This is a genomic window from uncultured Lacinutrix sp. (genome assembly GCF_947500325.1).
Classification (GTDB): Bacteria; Bacteroidota; Bacteroidia; order Flavobacteriales; family Flavobacteriaceae; genus Lacinutrix.
Genome location: NZ_CANMRQ010000003.1, coordinates 76,826 through 99,424, shown reverse-complemented (window position 1 = coordinate 99,424; position 22,599 = coordinate 76,826). Strand labels below are relative to the sequence as shown.

Here is a 22,599-nt window from a genome sequence, read left to right as displayed (position 1 = left end):
TACATTTAAAGATACAAAATATTACCTTTAAGAGGACGAATCTGTATTTTCAAGATCTTTAAAACGTGAAGCAGTTTGATGTCTTTTTATTGCTTTTCGAGATAGAAATATACCTATAAAAAGTGAAACAAATGCACCAATCCATATACCTGGAATAAAATCGATAAACAAGAAGAAATCGTAAGCACCATGAAATAAAATAGCTAATGCTAAACCGGTAAGATTTAATACTATTCTATTGTTAGAAAACTTAGCTTTCCCCATAAAATAACCCATTAAAATACCAAAAGTTGCATGTGCTGGAACTGCAGTAAATGCTCTTAAAATAGCTGTAGGTACTCCATTCTCTAAAACGTAAAAAATATTTTCGGTTGCAGCAAATCCCATAGAAACCATAACGGCGTATACAATACCATCAAAGGGTTCATTAAATTCTTTTCTGCGTTGCGCAAATAATAGAACAATAAGATATTTGCTTAACTCCTCGGTAAAACCAACAACAAAAAAAGCTTGTACAAACTGTTGTAAAACACTTAAACTATTAGTTAATGGTACTATAATATCAAAAACTTTATAAAGTAAAGTTGTTATAATAATACTAACAATTGCTCCTAATAAAAAGGAAACTAATAGTAAGCCTTTAGGCTCTTTTTCATATTTATCTTTTAAGTAGATATAAAAGATGATAATAAAAATTGGTGCTAGTGCGTAGAGAATTAAATCCATGAAACTAATGTAGAAAAATTATAGTGTTTTTTGAATACTATTAACTACAAACTCATAATGTTTTCTATTTGATGCCACAAAATGACCGTTACTTTCTGAATTATCTAGTAATGTTTTAAAATTTTCAATACTAACTAGTTTTAAAGCTTCAACCTCTTCTTTTTGAGGCGTTAATTGGTTTACGTTTACTTTTAATTCTGCAATGAATGTATGATGGAATTCATTGTCAATAATGCCATTTGGATAACTTTGAAAGCATTCAAAAATACCTATTTTATTAAGATGAGCTTCAGGAATAGATAAACCTATTTCCTCTTCAATTTCTCTAATAGCTCCACTTTTTAAAGTTTCTCCTGCATCTATATGTCCAGCAACCGAAACATCCCAAAGTAAAGGACAAATTACTTTTGATGCAGCACGCTGTTGTAGTAAAATCTCGCCTTTTAAGGTGTAAAACCATATATGTACAGTATTATGATAATGACCTTTACTGTGTATTTCAGATTTTGGTGCCGATTCTCCAGTATAACTTCCATTACTAGTAACAATATCTATATATTCTTCTTTCATATTTGTTGTTAAATAAACCTTTAATGAACCAACTTTATTGTAAGAAAAGTCATGTTGCAATTTATACAAAATATAATACCAAAAATAGCTTGTTTATGTCCATCTACACATTTACCAACTAAAACAATTGCTTTTTTATGTTAATTGTAGACAATTAACATAAAGCTATTATAACCATGAAAAAACTAACATTTTTACTCCTTTTAAGTTTATTAGGAGTTTATTCATTATCTCAAGCGCAAACAGCCAACGAAATTTTAGGAGGCAGCGTGATTTCTTTCGATTCTGGAGGGGCTCAACAAACCTATACAACTGGTGCTTCTATAACTACTGGAGATTTTAACACACTTATAGGTGATGGTGCTGGAGGCACTCTTGTTAATGGTTCTAGAAATGTTATGGTAGGTACTTTGGCTGGTGCCAATTCTAGTGATGACAGTGATAATGTATTTATAGGATCGGAAGCAGGCCGTTTTACAACAACATTCGATAATACATTTGTAGGAGCAGAAGCTGGAGAGAATAATGACACAGGTACAGATAATACCTTTATAGGGGAGGAATCTGGAACTAATAATATTTCTGGTTCTAATAATACTTTTGTAGGTGAAGATACAGGGTTTTCAAATACATCAGGTGGCGCTAATACTTTTATTGGTTCTGGAGCAGGGCGATTTAATACAACAGCATCAGGAAATACTTTTGTAGGAGGAGATACAGGCATACAGGTTACTATAGATGCTTTTTTTGGTAATCCTAATCGATACGATTTAGATACATTTACAGTTCGCGGTAGTGGTTATGGTAATACAACAGGTCAGGCAAATTCTTTTTTTGGAGGCGGTTCTGGCCATTCTAATTTGGAAGGTACAGCGAATACCTTTTTAGGTTACAATGCAGGATCAAGAAACCAACAGGGAAATTTAAATACCTTTGTAGGATATGGTTCTGGTTGGAACAACGATACGTCTTCTACTAGTGTAGTAGGAGGAGACAGAAACACGTATTTAGGAGCCGTTGCAGGATCTTTAAACCGATCTGGTAACGATAATATTGGTTTAGGTCATGATGCAAATTTTTCTTTAACATCAGGTGCAGATAGAAATGTATTTATTGGAAATAACTCTAGAGTACGAGGTACCGATAATATAGTTTTAGGATATAATGCTAGAACGAGTACTTCTATAGATAGAGATCAACAAATTGTAATTGGGACAAATAGCCAAACGTTTCAAGATCACGCAGCAGTTATAGGTCCTAATGTTACTAACAATGTTGCTAATTCATTATTATTAGGAGGTAGTACAACTGCAAACAGATATAGTGTAGGTATTGGTACTTCTTCTGTAAATCCTGATGCCTCGTTAACTTTAGGCGATACAAATAAGGGACTATTAATAAATAGATTGACTACAACACAGCGTATCGCTATGGCAACAACTCCTGCTTCTGGAATTGCATTAAGCTCTGGTGATATTGGTTTAATGGTTTACGATACTACAGAACTAGCATTATACATTTGGGAAGGCTCAGAATGGGGTAAAGTTGGTAAAGATGATGCAGGTCCGGCAACAAGTGCAGTACCAGAATTACTAAATTACCAGAGTGCACTTAGAGATAATAATGGTGATCCTCTTATAAATCAATCTGTTAGTTTTAGAATGAATATACAGGATGTTACGGCTGGTAATACTACTGTATATACAGAAATTCATAATGTAACCACATCATCAAATGGTACCGTTAGTTTTACTATTGGTGGTGGTATTGTTATTACTGGAGTATTCTCTGATATAGATTGGTCGCATGTAAACAATTTAAGAGTAGAATTAGATGCTTCTGGTGGTGGTAATTATGTGGTTATAGGTGCTTCTCCATTTGTTAGTGTGCCTTATGCTATACATGCTAAATATGCTGAAAACGTAGGTACTGCATCTGCGTCTAAATCTGGAGAAGGTACTAAAGACGATAGAATTGAAGCGTTGGAAAAAGAAGTAAAAGAATTAAAGACTATGGTTAATAAATTATTAAACACTAAGCGATAATATTCATTAATTAATATTAAAAGAGGCTGTCTAAAAAGTATAGTTCTATGTCATATTGAGCTTGTCGAAATATTTTATCTTATTGTTAAGCAATAGTGGTTTCGACAGATTCAACTTGACAAAGTAAATTATAATGATTTTTTAGACAGCCTCTTTTTATTGATGTAATTTTCCTTAATTGTTATAAAATTGAAGAGCATGAATTCATTAAACATTGATAAACTAAATCTTGTATTAATACTTTTAAGTTTTAGTTTAGCTTGCTTTTTGCCTTTTGAGTTGTTCTTGTTTGGATATGCTTTTTTAGGACCTTTGCATTATTTAACGGAAACGAATTGGATAGCAGATAAAAACTATTTTGTAATTAATAAAAATTGGAAGTATTTAGTTTTATGTGCAGCTATTATTTATTCTGTTCCTTATATTTTTAGCTTGCCTATTTTTTCTAAATTTTTAAATGAATCAATTATTATCTTTTTAACAAATACAGTAGTTAGATATACTAATTTTGTACTGTTCTTTGTGCTTATCTCTGCTATTTTAGTACTGTTTTATAAAACTTATAAAGCATTTGCTATTAGCTTATTAATAGCATTTTTACTTTCTCTATGGACTTATACATCTGAAACTTATATTTTAATTAATGGAGTCCTATTACCAACAATAATACATGTTTATTTATTTACAATTCTTTTTATGTTATATGGAGCAAGGAACAAGAAGACTAATTATGGTATAATAAATATAGTTCTTGTCTTAATATTGCCATTATGCCTAGTGTTCTTAGATACAGATATATTTAATTATCAGTTTTCTCAAGACGTAAAAAACAGATATATTGGTAATAATTTTCATGTATTAAATGCTAACCTATCTAAACTCTTTGGTGTTTATGATGATTTAAGGTTCTTTTTTTATGAAAAAATTGATTTAAAAATTCAAATATTTATTGCTTTTGCTTATATCTATCATTATTTAAATTGGTTTTCTAAAACGACTATTATAGGCTGGCACAAACAATTAACAACAAAAAAAACAGTAACTATTTTAATTATTTGGATTGCTATATTGTGCTTTTATATCTATGATTTTAGGCTGGGGTTTGTAGTGTCAATATTTCTAAGTCTCACGCACGTTATGTTAGAGTTTCCTTTAAATATAATAACAATTAGAAGCTTGTTTTCAAGAAAACAAAAAACAGTTTAGGAATACCTATTTTGCTAAAACAGAAGTCATACATTTTACAAGTTTGCTAAAATCTTCAGCAGTATTATATAAATGACATGAAATTCTTATATAATTTCCTCTAAACGAGACAAAAATGTTTTGCTCTGTTAATGCAGATTTTAAAATAGCAATATTTAAATTTTCTGGTAATTTAATTCCAAAAAGATGATGCGTTCTATAGTTTTCATCTTCTATTTCACAACCTAAAACTTTTAATTCTTCTACTGCTTTTGCAGAAATACTTTTACAATAATCTTGAATGGCTTTTGGTGTCCATTCAATAACTTGTTTTAAGGCTTCAATTTGCATTTTTATATAAATAAAATTGCCACTTTCTCCAACGCAATAACGATTTGCTAAAGGTTTGTACTTAGGTTGATAGTTAGTTAAACCAGTAAAATTCTCGCTATCCAATCTATTGCCCCAATTTTCTTCAAGTGGCGTTCCATTATCAAAATAACTACCAAAATATGCATATGCACAACCATAAGGACCAAATAACCATTTGTAACCAGCACATATAAGCGCATCTGGTGCAATGTCTTTTACAGAAAAGGGTAAGGCACCAACAGATTGGCTACCATCTATAACAAGTAAAGCATTATGTTGTGTCGTTTTTTTTCTAATGTTTTTTAAATTGAATAGGCTTCCATTAGACCAATGGATATTTCCCATAGCAACTAAGGCTGTTTTATCTGTTATGGCCTCTAAAATGTTTTCATTCCACTGTTTTACTCTATCGGTTTCTATATTTGGAGCACTAATAGTTTTTATTGTAGCATTATATTTTTTTGCTAGTTTTTCCCATGAGTAATAATTACTTGGAAATTGTTCATCAATAACTAAAATTTCATCTCCAGAATTTAATGTTACATTATTTGCAACTGTAGCTATACCGTAAGAAACAGATGGGATGGTTGCAATACGATTATAATCATCTACTTCTATAAGTTTTGCAAATAATTTTTTAAGCTCAGTAACTGGTTCAAAATAATCTGAACCAGTAATAGTATATGGCCTGCTTTTTTGTTTTAATCCATTAATACCTGCATCGTATATGGCTTTAAAAATGGGAGATTGACTGGCAATATTTAAATATGTTATGTCTTCTGGGAGATCAAATAGATCTTTTTGATGTTGTAAAATCATATTTATGCTATTTAGATAAAAAAAGCCTCAAAAGTGAGGCTTTAAATTAGTATTCAGTATTGTGCCTAATTTAGCTTAATTAATTATTTAAAATAAGAAAACGTTTCTCCGTCTTCAATCTTCAATAATGTTTCATAAATTAATTTAATAACATTTTCTACATCTTCTCTGTGTACTGTTTCTACGGTAGTATGCATGTAGCGAAGCGGTAATGAGATTAATGCAGAAGCAACACCGCCATTACTGTATGCAAACGCATCTGTATCTGTACCAGTAGCTCTAGATAGTGCAGCACGTTGAAACGGGATTTTCTTTTCTTCGGCCGTATCAGTTATTAAATCACGTAACTTTTGTTGTACAGCTGGTGCATATGCAATTACAGGACCTTTACCAATTTCTGCTTCTCCTTGTACTTTCATATCAATCATTGGAGTAGTGGTGTCATGCGTTACATCTGTTACAATAGCCACATTTGGCTGTATAGTATGTGTAATCATTTCTGCACCACGTAATCCAATTTCCTCTTGTACTGCATTTGTTACATATAGTCCAAATGGTAATGTCTTCTTATTTTCTTTTAGTAAACGCGCTACTTCGGCAATCATAAAACCACCCATACGGTTATCCAATGCTCTACAAACAAAATTGTTTTTGTTTAGTATATGGAACTCATCTGGATAGGTAATAACACATCCAATATGTACACCAAGTTTTTCTACTTCTTCTTTAGTTTTACAACCACAGTCAATAAATATGTTATTTGGCTTTGGAGGTTCTTCTTTAGCACGATTTCTAGTATGTATTGCAGGCCATCCAAATACACCTTTAACAATACCTTTTTTAGTGTGAATATTAACCACTTTACTTGGTGCAATTTGATGGTCACTACCACCATTTCTTACTACATATATTAGGCCTTTATCACTAATGTAATTAACATACCACGAAATTTCATCTGCATGCCCTTCAATGACTACTTTATATTTTGCTTTAGGATTAATAACACCAACTGCAGTGCCATAAGTATCAGTCATAAATTCATCAACATATGGTTTCAAGTAATCCATCCATATTTTCTGTCCGTCCCATTCATAACCAGTTGGAGATGCATTATTTAGGTATTTTTCTAAAAAGTCCATTGACTTTTTGTTTAAGATGCTTTTTTTTGCCATTATTTATATTTTTTCACTAAAATAACAATATTCACACTTATTTAATAGTTAGCAATAACATAATTGCTAATTTTGTTATTATAATACAAAACTTTTGGAACGATTTTAGCGTAACTTTTTATATGAAGTATATATTATCTTTTTTAATCGTTTTTCCGATGCTTGTTTTCGGACAGACACAAGAAATAGAACAAGACTCTACTCATGTAGAGTATATGATTATTGAAGGAGATTCTATTCCTCGTGAAGCGATAGATTTAGAAGAAGTTATGGTTATGCATAAACTTAAGTTTGCAAATAAACAAGACAGAAGGACGTATTTAATTTTAAGACGAAAAACACTAAAAGTATACCCTTATGCTAAATTAGCTGCAGAAAGATTGGAATCTTTAACCGAAAGATTAGAGTCTTTAGATAGCAAACGAAAGAAAAAGAAATACGCTAAGAAAATACAAAAGTATATTGAAGAAGAGTTTTCTGCTGAATTAAAAAAGCTAACAAGAACAGAAGGACAGATTTTGGTAAAGCTTGTGCATCGTCAAACTGGAAAAACAACTTTTGAGTTAATTAAAAACTTACGAAATGGGTGGCGAGCCTTTTGGTTTAATAATACAGCGAAACTATTTAATATAAGTTTAAAACGTGAGTTTGATCCTGAAAATGTAAAAGAAGATTACTTGATTGAAGACATTTTACAGCGTAATTTTCAAGATGGTTTATTAAAACGCCAAAAATCTGTTGTAGACTTTGATTTTTATGAACTTACTAATAAGTGGATTAATAAAAAGAAGGAATAAATGCGTAAGCAAACTGCATTTGAAGAAAAATGGAATGCAATAACGCATGCTTTTGGAGCTGTATTTGGTATTATAGGTCTAATACTACTTATTTTAAAAGATACTAGTAAAACAGAATGGAGTTTTTTTAGCGTTGTTACTTATGGTATTACCTTTATTTTATTGTTTCTGGCCTCTGCCTTATATCATTATGTAGATAATGAAAAGTACAAACATTACTTTCGTATTGCAGATCATATAAACATCTATTTTTTAATTGCAGGTACTTATTCACCAATAACACTCATCACTTTAGAGCAAAGTTTGGGCTGGCCATTGTTTTATGCCGTATGGAGTATTGCTTTATTTGGTATTTTATTAAAGCTTTTTTTTACAGGTAAATTTGAGTTCCTCTCAGTGCTACTTTATTTAGTTATGGGTTGGTTGGTTATTTTAGATTATACTGCTTTAAATACAGTAATGGAAACTGGAGGCATTTGGTTATTAATGGCTGGAGGTATAGCTTATACACTTGGTGTTGTTTTTTACGCTATTGAAAAAATACCCTATAATCATGTTATTTGGCATATTTTTGTTTTAGCTGGTGCCGTATTCCACTTTTTTATGGTTTACTTTTATGTGGTTTAAAACTTTTTAGTATTATTTCTTAATCCTTTTAGTTTTACTCCTTTCCAACCCATTAATACATTAAAACTCCCATTTTTATCATCAATAAATTCAAATGATTCTGGTTCTTTTGGATCATCAAAAAAAGTGTTTTCTGTTTCAGCTTTAAGTATAGCAATGTTTTCTCCATCTTGATAAACAACCAAATTCCCGTCCTCAACTTTAAAAGTTAATTCTAGATTGCCCATATCTGCAAAAGAATAACTACCTATATACTTTTCTATTATATTTAATTGAAGGTCTATTGGCTGTCTATTTAATTCTTTAGGAATATCGTATGGCTTATTTTCTAATATTTTAGTGAAATCAATTACCGTTTGTTGAAAAGGTATTTCTTCATAATTAGCTAATAATATATAGTTGTAATTATATTCAAGGTTGGTATAGATTTCAACTCTAATGCCATCTGAACCGCCACTTTTTTCAATAACATTGTCTTTGGTTTTTAGTAATGAAGCATAAGGTTCTTTATTAATGTGATTTAAGAATATATTTAAATCATTGACTGTAGAGAATATTCTAGCAGTTTTTAATTCATCTTTTAAAATATTATCTACCTGTGTAATTAATGTATCTTGTTTTTCATGATTTTTAGCCAAATGTTTAATGTTCTTTTCTTTAGTATAAAAATGCGCTCCAGAATTTTTCATTTTTAATGGTTTGAATAACTCATCGGTTAAACATTGAGCAAAGGTTTTATTAGAAATCTCTTGAATAATATAATATACAAGCTCATAGCCAACATTAGAATATTGCGAAGCTGTACCTGGGGCAAATATTAGTTTTTGCTTTTTTGTATATGCAATGATTTGTTTAGAGGTTAAATTTATTTCATCACCTTCAATGTTATCAAAACTTCTAGGTAAACCAGAAGTATGATGTAACAACATATCTATAGTTATTTTTTCTCCATTTGGAAAACTTGGAATAAAATCATTAAGTGTTTGAGTCTTTTTAACTTTGCCTTCAAGTTCAAATTTTTCTATTAAATAATGAGCCATTAATTTAGAAACAGAATGAATGTCAAATTGACTTTCTGTAGAAACATAAGTACTACTATTGTTATTAGGCTTTAAATTATATGCCTTACTAATGATTTTTGCATTATTTTTTGAAGCATAAATGACTCCGTTAAATTTACCAATAGTATTAAGTGCAGAAAAATAATCATCTATATTTTCTTTTAAGTTTTCTGTTGTTAATTGATGCTCTGCTATTTTATTCTTTTCTTCTTTACAAGAAAAAAAAGAAATAGCGTATAAGAAAATAATAAGTGTTTGTTTCATAAATATTTTTGTCATTTATAGAGTATAAATGTATTAAAAAAAGCACAAGTTCTAATGACTTGTGCTTAGGTAGCAATTTCTATTTATTACGATGTGAATTTTTGAACTTAGTTGAATTTTATCCTTTTTTTTGTTGGTAATAATCTAAAACATGTTTTGGGATTTTCATTTTTTGAGGTATGCCTTCATCCGAAATTGGGTATTCTGCTATTTGCTTTATAGGAACTATACCAGCCCAAACGTTTAAATCGTAATCTTCTGGTTCGTCTGCAACACCAACATCTCTAATTTTTGCAGAAGCAGTTTCAATAGTCATTTCTAAAACTAGAGTTCTATCTAATTCCTTTTGATGCATTGGTCTAATTCCTTCCCAACGACCTTTCATCATATGTTCCATAAAACAGAGAAGAGCCGCGTCTTTTGCTTTAGGGTTTTCTATTTTCTTTACAGAACCAAACAAAGTTGCAGATCGATAATTTACTGAATGGTGTAAACCAGAACGCGCTAATACTAAAGCGTCTAAATGCATTACAGTCATACTCATTTTTTTTACTTTTAATAAAGCGAGTAACATTCTATTGGCTTGAGAACCATGTAAATAAATTTTATTGCCTTTCCTGCCATATGCCATTGGGAGTGTTATAGATCTATCTTGATATATATAGCTTACGTAACCAATAAAACCAGCATCTAAAATGGTGTTTATTTTTTCAACATCGTAAGTCGCTCTGTTTTGCCCACGTTTTATTCTGTTTAATTTCGATTTTGAATAGTCTTGCATGTTTATGTTTTTTTGAGAAAACTATATTTTCATATGTTTTTATATTGACTAAGGAATTTAATTCACTAACATTTGCCAATCTAAACTTATAGATCTTTTTTATAGATGTAACTTATTATAACGACGAATTCTAATTACCTTTTTTCTGGCGCAATATTTTTAAATTTATCTGAATGTAATTTAGCTTTCTCTAAATTTTTTGGTTTAAATATTTGCTTCGTTGATGCTGGATTTTTTTCAATTTCTTTTTGTGGTCTAATGGGACGTTCAACAAAATTTCCAGCACAACTTGGGCATACATTTTCAAAGATTTCAAGAGCACATACTTTGCAATAAGTACATTCAAAAGAACAAATCATTGCATCGGTAGATGTGTTTGGCAAATCTTTATTACAATGCTCGCAATTGGGTCTTAAGTCTAACATATTATAAATATTTATTTTGTATTACTTCCATATGCCAAATATCATGACCTAAAATAGTAAAAGCGGCAGCTCTCGCAGACATCTTTGAATTATTAGAGTTTCCTATAAAAGATAAATTTTCATCTGTTAAGCTATTTAATAACGAAATGGAATTATTGCGATTTATTGTAAACTCACTCAATAAACTATCTATTGATTTATTATTTGCATTAGAAGGATTAATATATATGTCTTGATTATATCCTGACAAGGCAGTTGTATCTCTCCTAGCAATTCTAAAGCAACGATACATAAAAATACGTTCTGTATCTATTAAATGTTGAAGTACTTCTTTTATGCTCCATTTATTAGATTGATAGCGGTATGTTAACTTCTCATTTGGGATTGATTTAAAGAAATTAATGGTAGTGTTTTTTCCATATTCAAAGCCTTTTCTTAACTCAGTTTTACTAGATAGTTTGTCAATATATCTTAAATAATACTCGTCAAATTCCGATGATTTTAAGTCCGATTTTGTCATTTCTCCTGTTTTTATAACTCAAAAATACTATATTTATGGACTGTTATAATAATCCAGAATAGATATATTAAGTAGTCCAGATGTTTCCGTTTAAAACTAGTATTAAATTTGATAGAAAGAGCAATCAGGCATTGTATTTACAATTATCTAACCAGATTATTCAATGTATTAAAAATCAAACTTTAGCACCAAATACGAAACTTCCAGGTAGTAGAATTTTAGCTAAGGATTTAAATGTTCACAGAAAAACAATTGTTGCTTGTTATGAAGAATTATTACTACAAGGTTGGGTAGAAAGTATTCCCAAGAAAGGAACTTTTGTACTTCGTAATTTACCAATACTGCAGCAACAAAAAATAAATTCTTCAAAAGTTATTGGTTTAAAGAAAAGTACTGGGTTTTCTTTTTATAAGAATAGTATTTTATCTAAAAAACTCACAAAAAAGAATGATGACTTTATATATTTAAACGATGGGGTTTCAGATAGTAGATTAACACCAATTAATGAAATAGCAAGAACGTACAGAAGAATTTCAGCAAAAAAGAACATATTTGATTATTTATCTTATGGTTCTACATATGGAAATGCTACTTTACGAAACGTTTTAGCTAATTATTTAAACTCAACTAGAGGCTTGAATATTAGTAAAGACAATGTTTTGATTACTCGAGGGAGTCAAATGGGGATTTGGTTGTCGGCTCAATTATTACTTCAAAAAGATGATATTATTATTGTAGGAAATACTAATTATGAGTCTGCAGATTCCACTTTTTTAAATCAACACGCAAAATTAGTACGCGTTATGGTTGATAAAAATGGGATTGTAACAGATGATATTGAAAACTTATGTAAGCACCAACAAATTAAGGCAGTATATGTAACTTCTCACCACCATCATCCTACAACTGTAACACTTTCGGCTAAAAGAAGAATTCATCTTTTAAATCTTGCAAAACAATATAATTTTGCAATTATTGAAGATGATTACGATTACGATTTTAATTATAATCACGCACCTATTTTGCCATTAGCAAGCCATGATACAAATGGAAACGTAATATATATTGGCTCTATTTGCAAAACTATTGCTCCAGTTTATAGAATAGGATATTTAATTGCTTCTACAGAGTTTGTAGATGAAGCATCTAAATTAAGGGGTTTTATAGATAGACAAGGAGATGCGCTATTAGAATTAACATTTGCAAGTTTTATAAAATCTGGAGATTTGGATAGGCATATTCGTAAAGTGTTAAAAATTTACAAGCAACGGCGTGATTTATTTTGTAAGCTTTTAAAAGCGGAATTAGGTTCTTTTTTTCAATTTGAAATTCCAAAAGGAGGCATGGCAGTTTGGGTAAAATTGAATTCAAATTACTGTTGGGAAACTATAGCAGAAATTGCAAAAGAATATAAATTAGAAATTGGAGATTGGCAACGCTATGACAGTGCTAAACTTAACCATAATTATATAAGAATTGGTTTTGCAGCATATAATGATGAAGAAATTTATGAATTAATAAATAGATTTAAGAAAGCTTTTAATGATGTTAAAATGCTGAAAATATTATAATAAAATAAAGAGAGTAAATCTGTTTAAGATTTGTTTTAGCCAGCTTTTAATTAATAGTTATAATTTTATAACATCTTCATATTCAGTAAAAAAAGCTTCAAATAAACTCATGTTTTTATTAAAGAACTCCATTACTTGTTGCCAATGGTTTTTGTTATGGATATTTACTTTTTCTTCTAATTGGACATAGATTCTTGAGAGTTCTTTACCATTGTCTAAAAAGTATTCTTCTTCAAAAATAGCTTCGGGTAAAAAGTCATCTTTTAAAATGGTTTTAAGTGATTGTAATTTTTCCCAGTATCGAATACGATTTTCCAAGCTGTCTTCTAAATCTAAAGCCACTAAAGCGACTTTATTATCAAAATGAAATTTAAAACTAAAGCCTTTTATCTTGGTATCATATTTAATCCATTTTCGTGGAAAGGATTTGCCAAAACTTGTCCAGAATAGTTGTTTTATTTGTTTAGATTCTTCTCTTGAAAACATTATATAAAATAGGCTAAAACTATAGCAATAACTATAGTTAATAGTTTAGTGATATTAAATTTATGACCTTCATTACTTTCAAATAAAATGGTTGTAGAAATATGTAAAAAGATACCAATAACTACTGCAGATATTTCTGTGAAATAAGTTTCTATTATAGAAAAATTTGTAGATAAAAATACGCCTAAAGGCGTCATTAAAGCAAATAGTAAAAGAAACAGTAGGGATTTGGTTTTACTCATTTTTGAGGCTGAAAAAAATGTTGCTAAAATAATGGCTACAGGTAGTTTATGTATAATAATACCATAAATTAAACTATCGTGAGCATGAATAGGAACACCTTCTAAAACACTATGTATACTTAAACTTATAAATAATAACCAAGGAAAAACTACTGCCTCTTTATCTATGTGTACATGTCCATGTTCTGCACCTTTAGAAAAGAATTCTAAAATGATTTGTAATAAAATACCCATCATAATAAAAATCCCAATATGATTATTATCGGTACTATAAACTTCTGGTAAGAAGCTAAATACAGTTATAGATAATAAAAAGGCACCACTAAAGGCTAAGAGCAGTTTTAAATTTTTATTTTGCTTTGGTTTTAATACTAAAACAACTAGATAACCTAAAACGACAGATAGTATTGGAAGTACTATATTTTGCATATTATTTAAATATAAGTATTAAACGTTCGCTCTGTTTTTTTATGTATTTACTTAGTTTATAGTCACCAAACACATCAATTAAATGTACTCCAGCTTGTTCGAAAAGTGTTTCGAAATCTTGTAATGTAAATGCTCTAACACGTTCTTGAAAATTATATGTTTTACCTTGAGTTTCAAAAGAGATATCTTTTATTATAAAACCATTTTCTACACGACGCTTTTGGTGAAAATTAATGCCTTCTACAGTTTTTATATCTTCGGCAACTAAATTATCGATAATATACTCGCTGTTCATGAAGTCTATAACTCCAAAACCAGTATCATTTAAATCGGCTTTAATAGCTTTTATAGTATTTAAATTATCTTCAAGATTATCAAAGTAACCAAAGCTTGTAAACAAATTAAAAACTGCATCAAATTGATCTGGGAATGGTTTACACATGTTATGTACTTTAAAGTGTAAATTGTTGTTCTCAAATTGTTTAGCATGGGTAATGCTATTTTCAGAAAGATCTACACCAGTAACATTATAGCCTAGTGTATTAAGGTATACAGAATGTCTTCCTTTACCACAAGCTAAATCTAAAATTTTACCGTGCTCAGGAATGTTTAAGTAGTTTGTTAGATTAGTCATAAAGTTTTCGGCTTCAGCATAATCTCTATCTTTATATAAAATATGGTAAAAAGGGGTATCAAACCACGAAGCATACCACGTTGTATTATCTTTTGTCATAATTTTTCTCACGAAAATGAGAATCTCAAATTAGTTAGTATCGAATTAGAGCAAAAATAGAGTATTTTTGCTTTCTATTGGACGAAAATAATGGAAGATAATTTCAAAATGGTTGCCAAAACCTTATTTGGTTTTGAAGAGTTGTTAGCTAAAGAGCTTACACAATTAGGTGCGCAAGATGTAAAAACAGGTGTGCGAAATGTTAGTTTTGTTGGTGATAAAGGGTTTATGTACAAAGCAAATTTAGGGTTGCGTACAGCTATAAAAATTTTAAAACCTATAAAGACTTTTCGAGTAAGTAGCGAAAAAGATTTGTACACTAATGTTTATAGAATGAACTGGAAGAAATATATGAAGTCTTCCGGGACATTAGCTGTTGATGCAACAGTACATTCTAAAGTCTTTACGCATTCTCAATATACTGCTTTAAAGGTAAAAGATGCTATTGTCGATAAATTTAGAGATGAAACTGGCGAACGACCAAATGTAGATTTACGTTTTCCTGATTTAAAAATTAATGTACATATAGATCGTTCTGTTTGTACTATTTCTTTAGATACTTCTGGAGAATCTTTGCATAGACGTGGTTACAAAACTGCAACTAATATCGCACCAATAAATGAAGTCTTAGCTGCAGGTTTAATTATGCTGTCTGGTTGGGATGGGCAGAGTGATTTTATGGATCCAATGTGTGGTAGTGGAACACTTTTAGCTGAAGCAGCAATGATAGCCTGTAATATACCTCCAAATTTAATGAGAAAGGAGTTTGCTTTTGAACGTTGGACAGATTGGGATGTTGAGTTATTTGAAAAAATTGAAGAATCGCTGTTAAAGAAAACTAGAGATTTTCATCATAAATTATTAGGATTCGATAAATCACCAAGTGCAGTAGCAAAAGCTAAAGACAATTTAAAAAATGCACATTTAGATGAGTTTGTAACTATCAAACATGAAGATTTCTTTAAAACCCAAAAAGGAGGTGACAGTAAGTTACATATGGTTTTTAATCCACCATATGGAGAACGTTTGGATATAGAAATGGAAAGCTTTTATAAAGCTATTGGAGATACTTTAAAACAAGGTTACCCAAATACTAATGCATGGTTTATTACTTCAAATCTAGAAGCAATAAAACATGTAGGTTTAAGACCTTCTCGTAAAATAAAACTAATGAACGCTAAGTTAGAATCACGTTTAGTTAAATACGAAATGTATGCAGGAAGTAAAAAAGGGAAGTATATGAATAATTAAAAGCTTTTGATTAAAGATATTAAAAACCATATAAAGTCGCTGTTACGTTTAACTCTAATCATGAGTTTTCCGTTACTATTATTTTTTACTTTAGGCTATTTTTTAGTTTCTGAAACAGATTCGTTTTATAGAGAGTTAGGTGCTATTTTTTGTATAACAGTTATTTGTATAAGTTTTATTTTACTGGTTAAATCGTATAAATTAAAGTCTATATTATTAGTTTTTTTCCAATGGTTGTTAGCTTTATTTATAGCATTTAAGCTGTTTTTCTATTACACTTTTGATACTAAACCTACAGCGTCATCTATTTTTGTGATTTTTGAAACAAATGCCACAGAAAGCTCAGAGTTTTTTAAGAGTTATTTTAATTTCTCTTTTATAGTTATTCTTATGTTATGTTTTTCTATATGTATTTATCTAATAATTAAATCCTTACTTAAAGAAAAAGCATTTAATTTTTTAGATTTTAGTATTACTAATAGAGCATTTCAAATTAGTTTGATTGGCCTAATTTTAGTTTCAGGTTATATGCTAAGGCGCTCGTTTAGTGAACAAAGTATAGTTTTAAAACTTTCTGAATCTATTAAGGACTATAATATCGCAAAGGACTATTACAAAGAACATTTAGCGCAATCTATAAATAATGATATAAAAATTACATCTCAAACCAAAGAAGAGCAAATAGGTATTGTAATTATTGGAGAAGCGACGTCTAGATGGCATATGGGATTGTATAATTATAATAGAAAAACAAACCCGTTACTATCAAAAATGAAAGAGGAGTTGTATGTTTTTAATGATGTGATTGCTCCAGACGTTATGACTATTTTATCTCTTGAAAAAGCATTAACACTGTCTAATAATAAAAATCCAAAAGCAGAAAATAATTTCTCTGTTGTACAATTAGCTAATGCGGCAAATTATGATACGTATTGGATTTCAAATCAGCAACCTGTAGGCTTTACAGAAAGTACACCTACAATAATTGCTACGGCTGCAAAACAACAACAGTTTCTAGCTACAGATAATTATTTTAGTACTATTTACGACGAAAGTCTTATTCCCGAAATTGAAAAGGTAATTACTTCTAAGGGCAAAAGAAAACTAGTTTTTGTCCACTTAATTGGAACACATAGAACATATAAAAAACGTTATCCTGAGTCTTATAATTACTTTAAAGGGGTAAATGAACGAACTAAATTTAAAACAGATAAGTCAAAACGTTTAGTAAACGAATACGATAATGCCATTCGTTATAATGATTATGTAATTAGTGAAATTATTAATTTAGTTAAAAAGCAACATAAAAATAGTTTTGTTGTTTATTTTTCAGATCATGGAGATGAAGTCTATGATACTATAGATTTTGTTGGACACCATAGACATAAAGGCTCAAAACCAATGTTCGATATCCCTTTTATTGCTTGGTTTTCTGATAAATATAAACTTAAAAATTCTAGGATAGATACACTAACAAACTATTCTAATAGAAAATATAATGCAGAAGATTTTATCTATAGTTTTTCAGATATTATCAATGTTGACTTTATTGGTAATGATAAATCAAGAAGTCTCTTTAATATTAATTTTAAAGAACGAAAACGCTGGATTAAAGATAGTCTAGATTACGATAGATGGAAGTAACATTTATTAAATAAAAAATATTAAGTATGTTATCTAAAACAGATTCAACATTATTAAAGGGTATTGCTATAATTTTTGTGTTCTGTCATAATTTTCTGCATTGGATAGCTCCAATGTTAGGAGAGAATGAATTTTATTATAGAGAAGAACCAGCTAATAACTTTATTTCTGGTTTAATTAATGATCCTTTAAACACACCTAGGTATATATTTATTTATATAGCACCTTTTATAGCATTACATCTCTTTATATTTCTAAGCGGTTATGGTTTAACGAAGTCTTATATAAACAAAGAGATTAATTTTAAAAGTTTTATAGTTAAAAGACTATCACGATTATATCCTGTTTTTACAATAGCTCTAATTGGTTTATTTGTTTACAAGTATTTAATTTTTAGGGTAGAATTTACGCAAGCTACAGCTATAGATTTCTTTTTAAGATTCACGTTGTTGGCCAATTTTATTCCCGGTAAAATGTTTGTTTTAAATGGACCATTTTGGTTTTACTCTTTGATTGTTCAGTTATACTTTTGTTTTCCTATTCTTATAAACTTATTTAAAAGAAGTATTTATAATTTATTATTTGTTGCATTTATAGCCCTTATATTAATCTTTTGTTTAAATGATTATTTATCATATCAAAATTTTAGCCTGTATTCTATTTTTGTTGGGCATTTGCCAATTTTTATTTTTGGTATGTTATACGCTCAATATGCTCCAATAATAAATAAACAATTTGTATGGCTTGTACCTTTATCTATCGTGCTTTTTGTACTTGGTCTTTATAATTTATATTTCTGGTATTTGTCTTATATGACATTTATAATAATAGTTTTAGCTCTGTACACTTTTCTTAAAAAATATAAAAGCCCAAAGTATTTTAAACAGTTTTTACTATTTACTGGAGGTTTGTCTTATTATATTTTTGCTGTTCATGGTTTTTTAAGAACACCATGGATTGGTATGGCTAATAAAGCAGATCATGATATTTATCATTATATCTATTTATTAATATTTACAGTAATAACGTATTTAATTGCTATGCTGACTAGAGAAATAGAACGGTATTATTTTAAAATCGTTAATAAATATAAACTTATTAAAAATAAGCGTTAATACTTTTCTTTAAGAGTGTTTAAATGATGATTTACATGATGTGATGTCCACATTACTATTTCTCTTACAGGCATTTTTCCCATTAAAGGATGTGGTAGTATATAAGTGTCTAAATGTTTATCACTCCACTTTTTAGTTTTATGTTGTAGTTTTTTATTTTCTGCTATAATACGATCTATGATGTAAGCTTTATCTTTTAAAGTTGGTGCTTTCATATTTTTAGAAGGAGAGAAGATTGCATCACTGCTAACTTGAGATAAGCGTTCATTGTATCTTGAAACGACAGTATCGAAATCTCTAATAGCTCTATTAGCTTTGCCAAATTTATATCTTAATATAAATTTAGGCATACTCATAGCATTATTAAGCATTTTTATGCTTTGTAATAAATGCATTACATGTTGACCAGTTGTCCATTTTCCTTCCGGACCAATAGTCCATTTTTCTTCATCGTGTTTTTCTAACCACAGACTTAAATCATTATGAACGCTCTCTAATTTTTCAATTATAGCCTCTTTATGCATTATTATCCCTTTTTAAATATAGGAATAAGGTAAGAAATTGTGTAACCATATCCAACTCCAATACGTCCACTATCAAATGTTTTGTTAAAACCTGGGATATAAAGATTTTCGTAATTTACTGGTTGATCTTGTGAAATGTTTCCTTTTAATTGAAAGTTAAGGCCTAGAAATAAATTATTGAGAACTTCTGCTTTAATACCCATTTGTAGTTCTATCCAGACAGAAGATAAGCCTTTAGTTTCTATAATTTCATTAGAACTAAATTGAGGTTGCCAAAATTGATCTTGCGCATAAACAGAAAAATTATTTAATGTTTGAGAAAATGTACTAGTACCAACTCTAAATCCACTATAAATCATGTTTTCCATGCCAAGCCAATTATCATATAAATTATAATCTACTCCAGCTTTTAGATAAGAGCCTTTTGCTGTAACATTTAAAAAATCGTTGGTTGTTGTTTTTTCTTCATTACCAATTTCTGCTGCTAAATATAAATTTTTAGTTAGCCTATAATCTCCATTTAATTCAAAACCTTGATAGTCATCATCAATAAAAGATCTTAATAATTTACTAGCATCTACACCAATACGAATACCGTATTTTTGTTTTGTTTTAGTAGAATCTGTAACAGTTGTATCTTCTTGAGCAGAAATTGAAGTACAACATAGTAATAGACTAAAAATACTACTAATGTAATAGGTTAAAATGTGTTGTTGTTTCATCTTCAATAGATTGGTTTGCATTAACAGGTTGAATAAGTTGTATCCAATTATCACTATCGGTCTCTATAGTGACTTCTACATTTTTAAATATGGTTTTAAACCCACAAGCTCTTGAGACATAAACCTCTTCAGTACCATATTCAATAGTTATTGTATCTGGGTTTCCTCCAGTAACATTGCCATCACTATCTGTTGTATAACCATTATATAGAACAAATTGTGTACTATTTTCATTAGTTTTTAGAGGTAAAATAACACTAGTAGCAGCACCAGATCCAGAGTAATCTGGTAAAAACCTTGTAGAATCGTCTGCGTCTTCTACTCTAAAATTTGCAACACTTTTTGGGTTGTCAGAATTTGATAAATCTAAAAAGTCCATTATTAATCTAGGAGTTGTTGGAGTGCTCTCTGCACAGATATCGTCACGTTCGCAACTTAGTGTGAGGCAAAAAACAAATAATAAGATTAGTTTTTTCTTCATAATTAATTAACGTTTTTCTAAAAGTACAATATTCTCTACGTGAAATGTTTGCGGGAACATATCTACAGCTTGAACTCTAGTTACTTTATACATATTATCCATTAATTCTAAATCACGAGCTTGTGTAGCACTATTGCAACTTACGTAAACTACTTTTTCTGGAGCAATGTTTAATATTTGTTTAACAACGTCTTTGTGCATACCGTCTCTTGGAGGATCTGTAATAATAACATCTGGTTGTCCATGAGTATTAATAAAGTCTTGATTAAAAACGTTTTTCATATCCCCAACAAAGAACTCAACGTTTTCAATACCGTTAAATTGTGCATTTTCTTTAGCAGCAGTTATTGCATCTGGAACAGCTTCAACACCAACAACTTTTTTAGCTTTTTTTGCAACAAATTGAGCTATTGTTCCAGTTCCAGTATATAAATCGTATACTAATTCGTTACCTTTTAAGTTTGCAAATTCTCGTGTTAACTTATATAATTCGTAAGCTTGTTCAGAATTAGTTTGATAAAATGACTTTGCGTTAATTTTAAATTTCAAGCCTTCCATTTCTTCAAAAATATGATCGTTTCCTTTGTAACAAATCACCTCTTGATCATAAATAGTATCATTAGCTTTTCCATTAATAACATATTGTAAAGACGTAATTTCAGGAAAAGTTTCAGCTATATAATCTAATAATAATTCACGTTTTTGTTTGTCCTCTTTAAAAAACTGAATCAATACCATAATATCTCCTGTAGAAGATGTTCTAATCATTAAAGTTCTTAATAAACCTGTTTGATTTCTGGTATTAAAAAACTCCAATTCATTAGTAATAGCAAATTGTTTTACACTATTACGTATTGCATTAGAAGGATCTGCCTGTAAATGACATTTGTTAAGGTCTAAAATTTTATCCCACATACCAGGTATATGAAAACCTAATGCATTTTTATCACCTAAATCTTTATCACTTTGTATTTCTTCTAGAGTAAGCCAGCGGCTATCACTAAAAGAGAACTCCATTTTGTTTCTATAAAAATAGTGCTCTCTAGAAGCTAAAATAGGAGTCACTTCTGGTAATTCTATATGGCCAATGCGAATTAAATTATTAGTAACTTCTTTTTGTTTATAAAATAACTGATGCTCGTAAGCCATATTTTGCCATTTACAACCACCACAAGTACCAAAGTGTTCACAAGCTGGTGTTGTACGTTTATCAGATAATTTATGAAATTGAGTAGCTTTACCTTCATAATACGCTTTTCGCTTTTTAAAGGTCTGTACATCTACAATATCACCAGGAACAGCATTTGGCAAAAAAACGACTTTCCCATCTGGTGCTTTTGCAACAGTTTTTCCTTTAGCTGCTGCATCAATTACTTCTAAATTAGTAAATAATTGTTTTCTTTTTTTACTTCTCGACATAAGTGCAAAAATAATAATAGCATCAAATAAAAGACAGGGAATTTGAATTATCTTTAATTAGATTTTCATTTTTATAGAAATAAAATGAACCTTTTTTACTTTTTTATGTCTTTATAGTATGAGAGTAGTAAATATTCATAGGCGTAAAATTAATGAACCAATAGAAAAAGTATCCTGTTTATTAAAAACACTATCTACAAAAGATGATGCCATTTGGCCATATGAACAATGGCCAGCGATACGATTTGAAGATGGAATTAAGGTTGGTAGTAAAGGAGGCCATGGAAGAATACGTTATAAAATTATTGATAACAATAATCAAGGTATAACATTTCAATTTATAAGCCCTGAAGGATTTGTAGGAACGCACCAACTAGCAATTAATTCAATTCATGAAAATAAAACAGAGATAATACATGAAATTAAAATGACTACCTACAAAAAAGCAACATTGTTATGGTTAATAGTAATAAGATGGTTACATGATGCTTTAATTGAAGATGCTTTTGATAAGGTTGAAAGCTATTATTCATTAGAAAAGAAAATAACACCTTACAATCTTTGGGTTCGTGTACTGCGTTTTCTTTATAAATGAATAATATAGTTATATACTAAACT

General features: G+C 29.5%; 24 protein-coding genes. 9 read left to right on the top strand and 15 right to left on the bottom strand.

Features of this window, described 5'->3' with window-relative positions:
- Nucleotides 1–27: 27 nt before the first annotated feature.
- Together Q0997_RS05650 and Q0997_RS05645 are read right to left on the bottom strand one after the other, a co-directional pair.
- Nucleotides 28–726, bottom strand: coding sequence for a PrsW family glutamic-type intramembrane protease (locus Q0997_RS05650; protein WP_299885844.1), 699 nt, complete (start codon nt 724–726; stop codon nt 28–30).
- A gap of 18 nt (nt 727–744) precedes the next feature.
- Complete coding sequence (locus tag Q0997_RS05645; protein WP_299885841.1) at nt 745–1,296, bottom strand: NUDIX domain-containing protein; 552 nt, start codon at nt 1,294–1,296, stop codon at nt 745–747.
- Nucleotides 1,297–1,472: 176 nt separating this feature from the next.
- On the opposite strand from Q0997_RS05645, the gene Q0997_RS05640 reads away from it, so the two are divergent.
- Entirely contained in the window at nt 1,473–3,341 is a 1,869-nt protein-coding gene (locus tag Q0997_RS05640; RefSeq protein ID WP_299885838.1) for a hypothetical protein, read from the top strand.
- 198 nt (nt 3,342–3,539) lie between these two features.
- Nucleotides 3,540–4,547: a hypothetical protein gene (locus tag Q0997_RS05635; RefSeq protein WP_299885835.1), complete on the top strand. Its 1,008-nt coding sequence runs from the start codon at nt 3,540–3,542 to the stop codon at nt 4,545–4,547.
- 6 nt (nt 4,548–4,553) lie between these two features.
- On the opposite strand, the gene Q0997_RS05630 is transcribed toward Q0997_RS05635, so the two are convergent.
- Together Q0997_RS05630 and Q0997_RS05625 are read right to left on the bottom strand one after the other, a co-directional pair.
- Nucleotides 4,554–5,717 (bottom strand): aminotransferase class V-fold PLP-dependent enzyme, encoded by a 1,164-nt coding sequence (locus Q0997_RS05630; protein WP_299885833.1) that lies wholly within the window; start codon nt 5,715–5,717, stop codon nt 4,554–4,556.
- 83 nt (nt 5,718–5,800) lie between these two features.
- Entirely contained in the window at nt 5,801–6,889 is a 1,089-nt protein-coding gene (locus Q0997_RS05625; RefSeq protein WP_299885830.1) for a M42 family metallopeptidase, read from the bottom strand.
- A 122-nt stretch (nt 6,890–7,011) separates the two neighbouring features.
- On the opposite strand from Q0997_RS05625, the gene Q0997_RS05620 reads away from it, so the two are divergent.
- Together Q0997_RS05620 and Q0997_RS05615 are read left to right on the top strand one after the other, a co-directional pair.
- On the top strand, nt 7,012–7,686 hold the full coding sequence (locus Q0997_RS05620; RefSeq protein WP_299885827.1) for a DUF4294 domain-containing protein: 675 nt from the start codon (nt 7,012–7,014) through the stop codon (nt 7,684–7,686).
- On the top strand, nt 7,687–8,313 hold the full coding sequence (locus Q0997_RS05615; protein WP_299885824.1) for a hemolysin III family protein: 627 nt from the start codon (nt 7,687–7,689) through the stop codon (nt 8,311–8,313).
- Here Q0997_RS05615 and Q0997_RS05610 read toward each other — a convergent pair.
- From Q0997_RS05610 to Q0997_RS05595, 4 genes are all read right to left on the bottom strand, one after another.
- The gene (locus tag Q0997_RS05610; RefSeq protein WP_299885821.1) at nt 8,310–9,638 is read right to left on the bottom strand and encodes a serine hydrolase; all 1,329 of its coding nucleotides are present in this window, start codon (nt 9,636–9,638) and stop codon (nt 8,310–8,312) included. The genes Q0997_RS05615 and Q0997_RS05610 overlap by 4 nt on opposite strands.
- A gap of 118 nt (nt 9,639–9,756) precedes the next feature.
- Nucleotides 9,757–10,419: a pyridoxamine 5'-phosphate oxidase family protein gene (locus Q0997_RS05605; protein WP_299885818.1), complete on the bottom strand. Its 663-nt coding sequence runs from the start codon at nt 10,417–10,419 to the stop codon at nt 9,757–9,759.
- A 134-nt stretch (nt 10,420–10,553) separates the two neighbouring features.
- On the bottom strand, nt 10,554–10,844 hold the full coding sequence (locus Q0997_RS05600; protein ID WP_299885815.1) for a DUF1272 domain-containing protein: 291 nt from the start codon (nt 10,842–10,844) through the stop codon (nt 10,554–10,556).
- Between the two features lies 1 nt (nt 10,845).
- Complete coding sequence (locus tag Q0997_RS05595) at nt 10,846–11,364, bottom strand: DinB family protein (protein ID WP_299885812.1); 519 nt, start codon at nt 11,362–11,364, stop codon at nt 10,846–10,848.
- An 80-nt stretch (nt 11,365–11,444) separates the two neighbouring features.
- On the opposite strand from Q0997_RS05595, the gene Q0997_RS05590 reads away from it, so the two are divergent.
- Nucleotides 11,445–12,935: a PLP-dependent aminotransferase family protein gene (locus Q0997_RS05590; RefSeq protein WP_299885809.1), complete on the top strand. Its 1,491-nt coding sequence runs from the start codon at nt 11,445–11,447 to the stop codon at nt 12,933–12,935.
- Nucleotides 12,936–12,992: 57 nt separating this feature from the next.
- Here Q0997_RS05590 and Q0997_RS05585 read toward each other — a convergent pair whose 3' ends face one another.
- Genes Q0997_RS05585 through Q0997_RS05575 form a run of 3 tightly spaced genes read right to left on the bottom strand, consistent with a single transcriptional unit; the run spans nt 12,993 to nt 14,825 of the window.
- Nucleotides 12,993–13,421, bottom strand: coding sequence for a DUF4268 domain-containing protein (locus tag Q0997_RS05585; RefSeq protein ID WP_299885806.1), 429 nt, complete (start codon nt 13,419–13,421; stop codon nt 12,993–12,995).
- Complete coding sequence (locus tag Q0997_RS05580) at nt 13,421–14,092, bottom strand: ZIP family metal transporter (protein ID WP_299885803.1); 672 nt, start codon at nt 14,090–14,092, stop codon at nt 13,421–13,423. The genes Q0997_RS05585 and Q0997_RS05580 overlap by 1 nt, the downstream gene beginning before the upstream one ends.
- A gap of 1 nt (nt 14,093) precedes the next feature.
- Nucleotides 14,094–14,825, bottom strand: a complete 732-nt coding sequence (locus tag Q0997_RS05575; RefSeq protein WP_299885801.1) for a bifunctional 2-polyprenyl-6-hydroxyphenol methylase/3-demethylubiquinol 3-O-methyltransferase UbiG — start codon at nt 14,823–14,825, stop codon at nt 14,094–14,096.
- Between the two features lie 90 nt (nt 14,826–14,915).
- Here Q0997_RS05575 and Q0997_RS05570 point away from each other — a divergent pair, with 90 nt between their 5' ends.
- The 3 genes from Q0997_RS05570 to Q0997_RS05560 are packed head-to-tail and all read left to right on the top strand — an operon-like array spanning nt 14,916 to nt 18,835.
- Nucleotides 14,916–16,076 (top strand): THUMP domain-containing protein, encoded by a 1,161-nt coding sequence (locus Q0997_RS05570; RefSeq protein WP_299885798.1) that lies wholly within the window; start codon nt 14,916–14,918, stop codon nt 16,074–16,076.
- A 60-nt stretch (nt 16,077–16,136) separates the two neighbouring features.
- On the top strand, nt 16,137–17,720 hold the full coding sequence (locus Q0997_RS05565) for a sulfatase-like hydrolase/transferase (protein ID WP_299885796.1): 1,584 nt from the start codon (nt 16,137–16,139) through the stop codon (nt 17,718–17,720).
- 26 nt (nt 17,721–17,746) lie between these two features.
- Complete coding sequence (locus Q0997_RS05560; protein WP_299885793.1) at nt 17,747–18,835, top strand: acyltransferase; 1,089 nt, start codon at nt 17,747–17,749, stop codon at nt 18,833–18,835.
- Here the strand turns inward: Q0997_RS05560 and Q0997_RS05555 are convergent.
- Genes Q0997_RS05555 through rlmD form a run of 4 tightly spaced genes read right to left on the bottom strand, consistent with a single transcriptional unit; the run spans nt 18,832 to nt 21,981 of the window.
- Nucleotides 18,832–19,359 carry a DinB family protein gene (locus tag Q0997_RS05555; protein WP_299885791.1) on the bottom strand — a complete coding sequence of 176 codons (528 nt, stop codon included), beginning with the start codon at nt 19,357–19,359 and terminating at the stop codon, nt 18,832–18,834. The two genes, Q0997_RS05560 and Q0997_RS05555, sit on opposite strands and share 4 nt — an antisense overlap.
- Before the next feature lie 2 nt (nt 19,360–19,361).
- Nucleotides 19,362–20,081 (bottom strand): DUF6048 family protein, encoded by a 720-nt coding sequence (locus Q0997_RS05550; protein WP_299885788.1) that lies wholly within the window; start codon nt 20,079–20,081, stop codon nt 19,362–19,364.
- Nucleotides 20,047–20,562 (bottom strand): DUF6452 family protein, encoded by a 516-nt coding sequence (locus Q0997_RS05545; RefSeq protein WP_299885786.1) that lies wholly within the window; start codon nt 20,560–20,562, stop codon nt 20,047–20,049. Before Q0997_RS05545 ends, Q0997_RS05550 begins: the two co-directional genes overlap by 35 nt.
- A 6-nt stretch (nt 20,563–20,568) precedes the next feature.
- The gene (rlmD, locus tag Q0997_RS05540; protein ID WP_299885783.1) at nt 20,569–21,981 is read right to left on the bottom strand and encodes a 23S rRNA (uracil(1939)-C(5))-methyltransferase RlmD; all 1,413 of its coding nucleotides are present in this window, start codon (nt 21,979–21,981) and stop codon (nt 20,569–20,571) included.
- Nucleotides 21,982–22,099: 118 nt separating this feature from the next.
- Here rlmD and Q0997_RS05535 point away from each other — a divergent pair, with 118 nt between their 5' ends.
- Nucleotides 22,100–22,576 carry a hypothetical protein gene (locus Q0997_RS05535; RefSeq protein WP_299885780.1) on the top strand — a complete coding sequence of 159 codons (477 nt, stop codon included), beginning with the start codon at nt 22,100–22,102 and terminating at the stop codon, nt 22,574–22,576.
- Nucleotides 22,577–22,599 lie beyond the last annotated feature (23 nt).